10 protein-coding genes are annotated in these 10,912 nt (G+C 72.3%); 8 read left to right on the top strand and 2 right to left on the bottom strand.

Going from position 1 to position 10,912, the window contains the following annotated elements; all coding sequences use genetic code 11:
- The first annotated feature begins 334 nt into the window (after positions 1–334).
- A complete protein-coding gene (locus AB0N27_RS29505) occupies positions 335–754 on the top strand; it encodes a protein-tyrosine phosphatase family protein (protein ID WP_364376916.1) in 420 nt (139 codons plus the stop codon).
- Positions 755–910: 156 nt separating this feature from the next.
- On the opposite strand, the gene AB0N27_RS29500 is transcribed toward AB0N27_RS29505, so the two are convergent.
- On the bottom strand, positions 911–3,193 hold the full coding sequence (locus AB0N27_RS29500) for an excinuclease ABC subunit UvrA (RefSeq protein WP_364376913.1): 2,283 nt from the start codon (positions 3,191–3,193) through the stop codon (positions 911–913).
- Positions 3,194–3,358: 165 nt separating this feature from the next.
- Here AB0N27_RS29500 and AB0N27_RS29495 point away from each other — a divergent pair, with 165 nt between their 5' ends.
- The 3 genes from AB0N27_RS29495 to AB0N27_RS29485 all read left to right on the top strand — a co-directional run bounded on the left by AB0N27_RS29495 (position 3,359) and on the right by AB0N27_RS29485 (position 6,231).
- Positions 3,359–4,108 carry a MerR family transcriptional regulator gene (locus AB0N27_RS29495; protein ID WP_364376910.1) on the top strand — a complete coding sequence of 250 codons (750 nt, stop codon included), beginning with the start codon at positions 3,359–3,361 and terminating at the stop codon, positions 4,106–4,108.
- A 10-nt stretch (positions 4,109–4,118) separates the two neighbouring features.
- Entirely contained in the window at positions 4,119–5,324 is a 1,206-nt protein-coding gene (locus AB0N27_RS29490; protein ID WP_364376907.1) for a D-alanyl-D-alanine carboxypeptidase, read from the top strand.
- Between the two features lie 70 nt (positions 5,325–5,394).
- Positions 5,395–6,231 carry a peptidylprolyl isomerase gene (locus AB0N27_RS29485; RefSeq protein ID WP_364376904.1) on the top strand — a complete coding sequence of 279 codons (837 nt, stop codon included), beginning with the start codon at positions 5,395–5,397 and terminating at the stop codon, positions 6,229–6,231.
- Positions 6,232–6,358: 127 nt separating this feature from the next.
- Here the strand turns inward: AB0N27_RS29485 and AB0N27_RS29480 are convergent, their stop codons facing one another.
- On the bottom strand, positions 6,359–7,396 hold the full coding sequence (locus tag AB0N27_RS29480; protein WP_364376901.1) for a LacI family DNA-binding transcriptional regulator: 1,038 nt from the start codon (positions 7,394–7,396) through the stop codon (positions 6,359–6,361).
- Between the two features lie 231 nt (positions 7,397–7,627).
- Here AB0N27_RS29480 and AB0N27_RS29475 point away from each other — a divergent pair, with 231 nt between their 5' ends.
- The 4 genes from AB0N27_RS29475 to AB0N27_RS29460 all read left to right on the top strand — a co-directional run bounded on the left by AB0N27_RS29475 (position 7,628) and on the right by AB0N27_RS29460 (position 10,838).
- Positions 7,628–8,596 carry an acetylxylan esterase gene (locus tag AB0N27_RS29475; RefSeq protein WP_364376898.1) on the top strand — a complete coding sequence of 323 codons (969 nt, stop codon included), beginning with the start codon at positions 7,628–7,630 and terminating at the stop codon, positions 8,594–8,596.
- A 39-nt stretch (positions 8,597–8,635) separates the two neighbouring features.
- Positions 8,636–9,475 carry a M15 family metallopeptidase gene (locus AB0N27_RS29470; protein ID WP_364376895.1) on the top strand — a complete coding sequence of 280 codons (840 nt, stop codon included), beginning with the start codon at positions 8,636–8,638 and terminating at the stop codon, positions 9,473–9,475.
- Positions 9,476–9,569: 94 nt separating this feature from the next.
- Complete coding sequence (locus AB0N27_RS29465) at positions 9,570–9,809, top strand: hypothetical protein (RefSeq protein ID WP_364376892.1); 240 nt, start codon at positions 9,570–9,572, stop codon at positions 9,807–9,809.
- A 9-nt stretch (positions 9,810–9,818) separates the two neighbouring features.
- Positions 9,819–10,838 carry an RICIN domain-containing protein gene (locus AB0N27_RS29460; RefSeq protein WP_364376889.1) on the top strand — a complete coding sequence of 340 codons (1,020 nt, stop codon included), beginning with the start codon at positions 9,819–9,821 and terminating at the stop codon, positions 10,836–10,838.
- Positions 10,839–10,912 lie beyond the last annotated feature (74 nt).

Below are 10,912 nucleotides of genomic sequence, written 5' to 3'. Positions count from 1 at the left end.
GGCCGGCACCCCCACACACGGGGTGCCGGCCATCGGCATGTCCAGCCGAGATCGTGGACAGGTCCCGTCAGCCGTGAACGGAAACTGTCCAAGATCTTTTTGGAGGCGGGAACATCGGGCGGGGCTGGCGGGTTGTGGATCGGTGTCGGTGTGACTCAGTGTCCCCGGGCCTCACCTAATATTGCCGTCGCGGAACACCGTTCGGCTGGAGCCGCGTCGCGCCACTCGCCGCGAGGCGACCTGCACACCGACACCAGCGCCGCCCCCGACCCACCCGGGCCGGGGGGCGGCGCTGTCCGTACCTGCCGTCGGGCCGGCGCGGCACAATGCTCGGGTGTCTGTCGTTCAGCCCTGGTCCGGGCAGTCGGGTGTCGTCGTACTGCCGAGTGGCGCGAGCGTGCGCGGACGCCGCATCGCGACGGAGGCCTCGCCTGCCGACTTCGCCCTGTTGTTGGCCCCCGGCCCGGAGCCGGCGTGGGCGCACCGGCGGATCCGGTGGCCCGACTTCTGGGTTCCGCTGGACCGGGCCGATGCGCTCGACGCCCTGCGGGAGGCCCTGCGCCGGGCACACGGCGGCGAACGCGTCGAAGTGGCCTGCCGAGGTGGAGTGGGCCGGACGGGAACGGCGTTGGCCGCGCTGGCGATCCTCGACGGCCTGCCAGCCGAGCGGGCGGTGCCGTGGGTCCGCACGGGCTACCACCCGAAGGCCGTGGAGACCCCCTGGCAGCGACGCTGGCTCCGCCGTGTCACTTGACCCCCGCCGCCCGCGCGTCATCTGACCCCCGCCGCCCGCGTGGCGCCCACGTCCGGTCCGCGCCGTCCACGGCCCGCGCCGTCCACGGCCCGCGCCGCCCACGGCCCGCGCCGCCCGCCCGCGCCCCCGCGTGCCGGCGGACGCCAACCGGCGCCGTCAGCCTTGGCTGATCCGCGCTGGCTCGTTGACGTACTCGCGCAGGTGGGTCGCGGTGAGGGTGTCTCCGTGCGCGACCAGCTCGGCAGGCGTGCCGGTGAAGACGACCCGCCCGCCGTCGTGCCCCGCGCCGGGGCCGAGGTCGATGAGCCAGTCCGCGTGTGCCATGACCGCCTGGTGGTGCTCGATGACGATGACCGTGTTGCCGGCGTCGACCATGCGGTCGAGCAGGGCCAGGAGTTGGTCGACGTCGGCCAGGTGCAGGCCTGTGGTGGGCTCGTCGAGGACGTACGTGCTGGTCTTCTCGCCGAGGTGGATGGCGAGTTTGAGTCGTTGCCGTTCCCCGCCGGACAGGGTGGTCAGGGGTTGGCCGAGGCTGAGGTAGCCCAACCCGACGTCGACCAGCCGTCCGAGGATGAGGTGCGGGAAGAAGTCGTACGCCTCGGTGACCGACATGGCGAGCACCTCGCTGATGTTCCTGCCGCGCAGCGTGTACGTGAGCACCTGGTCGGTGAAGCGTCGTCCCTCGCAGCGTTCGCAGACGCTTGCCACGCCGGCCATCATGGCCAGGTCGGTGTAGATGAGCCCGATGCCCTTGCAGGCCGGGCAGGCGCCCTCGGAGTTGGCGCTGAACAGTGCCGCCTTGACGCCGTTGGCCTTGGCGAAGGCGGTACGGATCGGGTCGAGCAGTCCGCTGTAGGTGGCCGGGTTGCTGCGCCGCGATCCGCGGATGGGGGACTGGTCGACGATCACCACACCGGATCGGCGGCGCAGCGATCCGTGGATCAGGGAACTCTTGCCGGAGCCGGCGACACCTGTGACGACGGTGAGCACGCCGAGCGGGATGTCGACGTCCACGTCGCGCAGGTTGTGCAGGTCGGCGTGCCTGATGGAGAGCTGCCCGGTGGGTGGGCGTACGGCGGCGCGCAGGGTCACCCGGTGGTCGAGGTGCCGGCCGGTGAGCGTGTCGGAGCGGCGCAGCCCTGGCACGTCGCCGGTGAAGCAGATCCGTCCGCCGTTGGTGCCGGCGCCGGGCCCGAGGTCGACCACGTGGTCGGCGATGGCGATGGTCTCCGGCTTGTGTTCGACCACCAGGACGGTGTTGCCCTTGTCGCGCAGCCGCAGCAGCAGGTCGTTCATCCGGGCGATGTCGTGCGGGTGCAGGCCGACGGTGGGTTCGTCGAAGACGTACGTGACGTCGGAGAGGCTGGACCCGAGGTGCCTGACCATCTTCACCCGCTGCGCCTCACCGCCGGACAGGGTGGCCGACTCGCGGTCCAGGCTGAGGTAGCCCAGCCCGATCTCGACGAGGGAGTCGAGCAGGTCCCGCAGGTTGGCGATCAGCGGCGCGACGCCCGGGTCGTCGACGCCGCGTACGAACGCGGCCAGGTCGCTGATCTGCATGGCGGAGCAGTCCGCGATGGTGCGTCCGGCGATCCGGGAGGACAGGGCCGCCGCGTTGAGGCGGGTGCCGGAGCAGTCGGCGCAGGTGGTGAAGGTGACCGCACGGTCGACGAAGGCGCGGATGTGCGCCTGCATCGACTCGCGGTCCTTGGTCAGGTAGAGCCGCTTGACCTTGACGGCCAGGCCCTCGTACGTCCAGCTGTTGCCGCCCACCTTGATCTTCGTGGCGGGTTTGTGGAGGAAGTCCTCCCACTGTGCCGGGGTGTAGTCCTGGAGTTTGACGTCCGGGTCGAACAGGCCGGAGCCGACGATGGTCTGCCAGTACCAGGAGTCGACGGCGAAGTTGGGAACGGTGATCGCGCCGTCGTTGAGGGAGCGCTCGACGTCGACAAGCTCGTTGACGTCGAGGTCCGAGACACGTCCCAGCCCTTCGCAGGTCGGGCACATGCCCTCGGGGAGGTTGAAGCTGAACGCCCCCGCCCCGCCGATCTGCGGCTGGCCGAGCCGGCTGAAGAGGATCCGCAGCATGGCGTACGCGTCGGTGGCGGTGCCGACGGTGGAGCGGGAGTTGACGCCCATCCGTTCCTGGTCGACGACGATGGCGGCGCTGAGGTTGCGCAGCGAGTCGACGTCCGGGCGGTTGAGGTTCGGCATGAACGACTGGAGGAACGCGCTGTAGGTCTCGTTGATCATGCGCTGGGACTCGGCGGCGATGGTGCCGAACACCAGCGACGACTTGCCGGAGCCGGAGACACCTGTGAAGACGGTCAACCGGCGCTTGGGGATGTCGACCGAGACGTTGGCGAGGTTGTTCTCCCGCGCCCCGCGTACCTCGATCATGTCGTGGCTGTCGGCGGCGGACCAGGCTGGCTTCGACATGCGGACCCTTCAGAGATCGTGGCGGGGCGGTCCCCGCCGAGCATCTGACGGATTAAATTGTCTCATTCATCCCCATGTAGAGGCTTTGACGACAGCTGCCGCGTGCCCAACGGTGGAAAGGGTGGAGAAGTCTCAAATCACGTGTCAACCACTACTGTTGCCGGCGTGGACGTCGGGCCGAAGGACCGCCTGCGCGCCGTGGACCTGGCCGCCACCGTCGGGATCTCGGTGCAGCAGGTGCGCAACTACGTCGAGCAGGGAGTGCTGCCGCCGGTGCGGCGCACCCCGAGCGGCTACCGGATCTTCACGAGCGAGCACTCCCGCGCGTTGACCGTGGCGCGGCGGCTCGCCGAGGGGCACGGCTGGGGTCGTACCCGGGAGATCATGGCGGCGGTGCACAGGGGTGACCTGCCGGCGGCCCTGGCGGTGCTCGACGGCGGCCACGCCGAACTGGACCGGGAGCGGGCCGACATCCGCCGGGTGCTCGGCGCGTTCGAGACCGTGCTGGCCGCCGCCCCGGCGGCGCGGCCGGCGCCGCGCCGGGGCGTCCGGATCGGCGAGGTCGCCGCCCTGGTCGGGGTCCGGACCTCCCAGCTGCGGCTGTGGGAGGCGCGCGACCTGCTGCGCCCGACCCGCGCGCCGGGCACCAACTACCGGGTGTACGACGAGGCCGAGCTGCGCGCCGCGCAGGTCGTCGCGCTCCTGCGCCGGGGCGCGTACCCGTTCGAGATCATCGAGGCGGTACTGGGGGAGTTGCGCACCACCGGCAGCGCCCAACGGGTCCGCGCCGAGCTGGCCCGCCGTGAACAGGACCTGCACGCGCGCAGCCTGCGCCGCCTGCGGGGGAGCGCCGCGCTGCACGACTACCTGCGGCAACGAGCCCAACCCGTCCCGCCGGGCGATCTTGTTGACTAGGGTCGGGCTCATGAGAGCTGCGCTGCTGGCGGCCGCCACGTCCGCCGTCCTGCTCGCTCCCGCGCCGGCCGCCGCGGCCCCGGGTGCCACCGCGACCGTGCGGTGCCCACGGGCGGCGGCGCCCGCGATGTCCCGGCCGCCCCGACCCTCGCCCCCGCCCGCCGTGCCCGCGCAGCGGACGGTCGGCGGTGCGGGGCTGGCCACCGACGGGCTGGTCGTGCCGGCCGGCACCGGTACGCCACCGGCGGTCAGCGCCACCTCCTGGCTGGTCGCCGACCTGGACACCGGGCAGGTGCTCGGCGGGTGCGGCCCGCACGAGTACGGCACCCCGGCCAGTGTGCAGAAGCTCCTGCTGGCCGCCACGATGATGCCCCGCCTGGATCCGAAGCAGACGGTCACCGTCACCGACGAGGACATGAACATCGAGCCCGGCTCCTCCGCTGTCGGCCTCGTCGAGGGTGGCCGGTACGCCATCGAGACCATCTGGCTCGGTCTGCTGCTCAACTCCGGCAACGAGGCCGCGAACGCGCTGGCCCGGCTGGGCAGCGGAACGGACCGCGCGGCCGACGGCGTACGCGCCATGAACGACGAGGCGCACCGGCTCGGCGCGCTCCAGACGCACGCCGTCACCCCGTCCGGGCTCGACGGCAACGGGCAGTTCACAAGCGCGTACGACCTGGCGCTGATCGCCCGGGCCTGCTTCGCCCAGCCGGCGTTCCGGCGGTACGCGCTCACCGAACAGGCCCCGATCCCCGCCCAGCCGGCGCAGCGGACCAAGGGTTTCCTGATCCAGAACGAGAACCAGCTCATCTACCGGTACCCGGGCGCGCTCGGCGGCAAGACGGGCTTCACGGATCTGGCCCGGCACACGTACGTCGGCGCGGCCGAACGGGGTGGCCGGCGGCTGGTGGTGACCCTGCTGGGTGCCGAGTCGGCGCCGAAACGCGGCTGGGAGCAGGGCGCCTCGCTGCTGGACTGGGGTTTCACGGTGCCCCGCGACGCGAGCGTCGGTCGACTCGTCGAGCCGGGGGAGTTGACCGCCACCCCGTCGGCGGCGCCGGCGTTGGCGGCGCCGGGCGGACCGCGGCCGGCGGCGGCGAGCGGACCGGCGCACTCCGGCTCGGGGTGGCTGTGGTCGGTGACCGTGATCAGCGGCGCCGGGGTGCTGGTGCTGCTGGGCGGCCTGCTGTGGCGCCGGCGCCGTCGGCTGCCCTGACGCATCGACAACAGGCCACGACGTCCATAGACTCCGGTCTTTCTGGCACCACGAGTCCAGGAGGATCCCTGTGCCGAGTGAACTCGAACCGCGCCCCGGGGCGACGGCACCCCGCCGGCCGGCGCGCGCGCTGACCCGCCTCGCGGGGATGACGCTGCTCGCCGGAACGCTGGTCGCCGGCGTCGCCGTGGCGGCGCCCATGGCGTCCGCCGCCACACCCGCCGACACGGCGACCGCGTCCGCCACCGATGCCGCCACCCGTCCGCCGCGCACCACCCACGGGCCGTGCGCGTACACCGAGACGCCCGACGAGCCGGCGGCCCGTCCGGTGCCGCTGCCGCCGGACCCGCGGCGTACGCCGGCCCGGGGCAGCGTCCGGGTGACACTGGTGACCAACCACGGGCCGATCGGGTTGACCCTGGACCGGGCGGCCGCCCCGTGCACCGTGCAGAGCTTCCTGCACCTGGTGGGCAAGCGCTTCTACGACCGGACCCCGTGTCACCGGCTCACCGCGTACCCGACGCTCAGCGTCCTGCAGTGCGGCGACCCGTCCGGTACGGGCGAGGGCGGCCCGGGCTACAGGTACCGCGACGAACTGCCTACCGACCTGCCGCCGGCGCCGACCGACCCCACCGGGGAACGTCGGGTCTACGCCCGGGGCGTGCTGGCCATGGCCAACGCCGGTCCGGACACCAACGGCAGCCAGTTCTTCCTGGTGTACGCCAACTCGGCGCTGCGACCGAACTACACGATCTTCGGCGAGGTCGACGCGGCCGGGCTTGCCACGCTGGACCGGATCGCCGCCGGGGGAGTGGCGCCGACGGCCGAGGACCCGGCCCCGGTCGACGGGGCGCCGGCGTTGCCGGTGGACATCCGCCGGGCGGTCCGCTCGCACCACCACCACTGAGCGACAGGCGCGGTGGGCGGCTCGGGCCGCTCACCGCGCCATCGGTGATCCACAGCTCCGCCGGCCGGCGGAATTTTCGGCAGCCGATCGGTAACGGCGTGACCAGCGTCCGAGGTGGTTCCAGCCGTCACGCCGAGGCGGGCGACCCGGTCGGCGGCGCGGCGGTGCTGTCCCGTACGACCAGCTCGGTGGCCAGCTCGACCCGGGGCGAGTCGATACCCTCGCCCTGGGACAGCCGCAGCACCGTCCGTGCCGCCAGCCGGCCCATCTCGACAAGCGGTTGGCGCACAGTGGTCAGCGGCGGGGACGCCCAGCGCGCCTCCGGCAGGTCGTCGAAGCCGACCACGCTGACGTCGTCGGGGACCCGCAGCCCGCGCCGCCGGATGGCCTCGTAGACGCCGAAGGCCATCTGGTCGCTCGCCGCGAAGATGCCGGTCGGCGGGTCGGCGAGGTCCAGCAGCGCGGTTCCGCCGGAGAACCCGGAGGCGTGGTAGAAGTCACCCGGGTAGATCAGCTTGTCGTCGATCGGGATGCCCGCCGCCTCCAGCCCGGCCCGGTACCCGTCGAGGCGGGCCCGGCTGCACAACAGGTGCGTCGGCCCGGCCACGAACCCGATGCGCCGGTGCCCGATCGACAGCAGGTGCTCGGTCGCGGCGAGCCCGCCGGACCAGTTCGTGGCGCCGATCGTCGGCACGTCCATGGCGGGTACGCCGGCCGGGTCGACGACCACCACCGGCACGTTGAGGCGACGCAGCTGCGCGTGCAGCGGTGGGCTCAGGTGCGAGGTCACGAAGATGACGCCGTCGGTGGCCCGGGTGCGCAGGTTCTGCAACCACTGCCGGGCGGCGGTCGGCTGCCTGTGGATCGCGGAGACCACGGTGCCGACGCCGGCGCCGTGCCCGACGTCCTCGACACCCCTGATGATTTCCACGGCCCAGGGGCTGTCCAGGTCGTTGAAGACCAGGTCGACGAGGCCGGCGCGGCGGACGCTGCGGCTGCTGCGCCGTCGGTAGCCGTGGTGGCGCAGCAGCTCCTCGACCCGTTCCCGGGTGTCGGGGGCCACATCGGAGCGTCCGTTGAGCACCCGCGAGACGGTCGGCACCGACACGCCCGCCTCCCGTGCGATCGCGGTGATGGTCACCCTGCGTCCGTCGTCCGCGCCCACCCGCGTCTCCTTCACCGCCTCCGGAGGCGACCGCAGAGCCGTCGCCGCCGTGTGTGCCGGAACGGCGTGCACCGTTCCTCGCGCCATCTTGCCTCACCGGCGGGGGTTGACGACATGCCAGGTCGGTTCTAGCGTTCCCGGAGTTGCGGAAGGTTTCCGGACGTCTTTCGGCACCTTTCGCTCCGCCGGGCCGCCGGGCGGCTGTTCGACGCAGCGTCGAGAGGACGTCACGTGTACACGGACCTTCCCGAGGATCAGTTGCGCGGTTACCGCAGCGCGGTCCGGGACCCGGGGGACTTCGACCAGTTCTGGGCCGCGACGCTCACCGAGGCACGCGACGCCGGCTGGCCCGTGCGGGTCGAGCCGGTGGAGACCGGGCTGGCCGGCATCGACGTCCTCGACGTGACCTTCGCGGGCTTTGCCGGCCAGCCGGTCCGGGCCTGGCTGCGGGTGCCGCGCGCGGCCGGGACCGCGCTGCCGACAGTTGTGCAGTACGCCGGCTACGGCGGCGGACGCGGGCACCCGATGGAGAACCTGCTCTGGGCGGCGGCCGGGTACGCGCACCTGCAGATGGACACCCGGGGGCAGGGATCGGGCTGGAGCCGCGGCGACACCCCGGACCCGGGCACCGCCGGCCCGGAGGCGCCCGGGGTGACCACCCGGGGCATCGGCGACCCGCGCACCTACTACTACCGCCGGCTGATCACCGACGCCGTGCGGGCGGTGGACGCCGTCCGGACCCTGCCGATGGTCGACCCGACCCGGGTGGCGGTGCTCGGGCACAGCCAGGGCGGCGGTCTGGCCCTGGCGGCCGGTGCGCTGGCCCCCGGCCTGCGGGCGGTTGTCGCGTTCGTACCGTTCCTCTGCGACATCCCACGTGCCGTGGTGGTCACCGACGCCCGCCCGTACCGGGAGATCCGCGACTACCTGGCCATCCACCGCGACGCCGAGGAGCGGGTGCTGACCACCCTGTCGTACGTCGACGGGGTCAACTTCGCGCGGCGCTGCCGCCGGCCGACGCGGTTCTCGGTGGCGTTGATGGACGACATCGTGCCGCCGTCGACGGTGTACGCGGCCGTCAACGCCCACGCCGGGCCTACCGAACTGTCGGTGTGGCGGTACAACGGTCACGAGGGTGGCGGCATCGACGACGACGAGGCGGCGCTGCGCTTCCTGCGGGAGCACCTGCTCGACGGCTGATCAGGCGCGGCGCCTGACCAGGGCTGATAGACAGGACTGGTGCGTCATCGCATCGGCGTCCTGCTCGCGCTCGCCGCGCTGCTCGGCGGCTGCTCGCGGCCCGAGCCCCACCCCGCGCCGGCCGTGCCGCCGCCGACCCCGGCGGTGAGTCCGAGCCCCACGCCCACGCCCACGCCCGCCGAGCGGCTGCCCGGGTTCGTGGTCCTGACCGACGTCGACAGGCGCATCCGGACCGACATCAGGTACGCCACCGCGCACAACTTCGTCGGCCGGCCGATCGCCGGCTACACCGAGCCACTGTGCCTGCTCACCCGGCAGGCGGCCGAGGCGTTGCACCGCGCGCAGGACGCCGCGCTGGCCGGCGGGCACAGCCTCAAGGTGTACGACTGCTACCGTCCGCAGCCGGCCGTGGACGACTTCGTCGCCTGGTCGAAGCGGCCCGGCGAGCAGCAGACCAAGGCTGAGTTCTACCCGGACGTGGCCAAGGACAGGCTCTTCGCCGACGGCTACGTCGGAGCGCCGACGGCCCACAGCCGGGGCAGCACCATCGACCTGACCCTTGTCGACGAGCCTGCCGCCACCCAACCCCCGTACCGGCCGGGGCAGCCGCTTGTCGCCTGCACCGCGCCGCGCGGTCAGCGCTTCGAGGACAACAGCATCGACATGGGTACGGGGTTCGACTGCTTCGACCCCCGGGCGCACACCGCCGACTCCCGCATCACCGGCACGCCCCGGGAGAACCGCCTGTTGCTGCGGAGGCTGATGACCGACGCCGGGTTCGTGAACTACGACCGCGAGTGGTGGCACTACCGCCTGCGTGACGAGCCGTACCCGGACACGTTCTTCGCCGCGCCGGTCGCCCGCTCGTCGGTCGGCTGACGCCCGACGGTCAGGTCCAGTAGAGGATCCGGCAGGCGACGTCGACGGCGATTGACGCGCAGTACTTCCGGCACGTACCAGACGGATCCTCGCGGTGTTCGTCGCCCTCGTCGTCGCGCTGACCGCCGGCGTCGCGGTCACCGCGACACGCGGCGCGCGGGCCGCGCCGACGTTCAAGGTCCTGGCCTTCTACAACGGCACCTGGGACGCCGCGCACATCGACTTCGACAGGGACGCCCGGGCCTGGTTCCCGCAGGCCGCCGCCCAGTACGGCTTCTCCTGGGAGTCGACCACCAACTGGAGCCTGCTGAACGCCGCCAACCTGGCCCAGTAAAAGGTCGTCATGTTCCTCGACGACGCACCGCCCGCCGCGCAGCGACAGGCGTTCGAGCAGTACATGCGCAACGGCGGGGCGTGGATGGGCTTCCACGTCAGCGCCTGGACCGACAACCCGTCGAGCTGGAGCTGGTACTACAACACCTTCCTCGGCTCCGGCTCGTTCCAGACGAACACCTGGGGGCCGACCCGGGTCACCATGCGCGCCGACAACCGCACCCACGCCGCCACCCGCAACCTCCCGGCGACGTTCCCGTCGTCGATCAGCGAGTGGTACTCCTGGAGCAACGACCTGCGGCAGAACCCGAACATCGACATCCTCGCCTCGGTCGACCCGTCCAGCTTCCCGGTCGGCACCGACCCCAACCAGTCCTGGTACGGCGGCTACTACCCGCTGGTCTGGAGCAACAGGCAGTACAAGATGCTGTACGCCAACTTCGGCCACAACGCGATGAACTACAGCACCAACACCGGGCTGTCGTCCACGTTCGACAGTGAGCAGCAGAACCGGCTGCTGATCGACGGGCTGCACTGGCTCGCCGGCGCCAGCACCGTGCCCCCGACCACGCCCCCGCCGAGCGACGGGCCCATTTCGCCGACCGCCTGGCCCACGGTGGTCAACCGGGGCAGCGGCAAGTGCGTGGACGCGCGGGCCGCCGGTAGCGCGAACGGCACCGCCATCCAGCAGTACGCCTGCAACGGCAGCGCCGCCCAGCAGTACCAGTTCGTGTCGACCAGCGGCGGCTACCTGCGCGTCAACAACCGCACCAACAGCGCCCAGGTGCTCGACGTGACCGACCGCTCGACCGCCGACTCGGCGCCGATTCAGCTCTGGTCGTACAGCGGCGGCACCAACCAGCAGTGGCGGGCCGAATCCGAGGGCGGCGGGTACTACCGGCTGGTCAACCGCAACAGCGGCAAGTGCCTGGACGTGCCCGCGGCGTCCACGGCGGACGGCGTCCAGCTCGTCCAGTACACCTGCAACGGCACCGCGGCGCAGTCCTTCCGGCTGGTGGCCCTGTCGTAGCTGCGCGGGCCAGTTCTTCGGCTCCGTCACCGCGACACTCGCCGACGGTGCCTGAGCCGGAGACGACTGGTACC

Origin of the sequence: Micromonospora sp. NPDC093244 (assembly GCF_040683695.1) — a bacterium.
Lineage (GTDB): Bacteria > Actinomycetota > Actinomycetes > Mycobacteriales > Micromonosporaceae > Micromonospora.
The sequence above is the reverse complement of the archived record's forward strand: the minus strand, read 5'-3'. Positions and strand labels throughout refer to the sequence as shown.

Bases quoted from the DNA above. Each gene is read 5' to 3' on its own strand.
- AB0N27_RS29500 (WP_364376913.1), bottom strand. From the start codon at position 3,193: ATGTCGAAGCCAGCCTGGTCCGCCGCCGACAGCCACGACATGATCGAG.
- AB0N27_RS29490 (WP_364376907.1), top strand. From the start codon at position 4,119: ATGAGAGCTGCGCTGCTGGCGGCCGCCACGTCCGCCGTCCTGCTCGCT.
- AB0N27_RS29460 (WP_364376889.1), top strand. From the start codon at position 9,819: ATGTTCCTCGACGACGCACCGCCCGCCGCGCAGCGACAGGCGTTCGAG.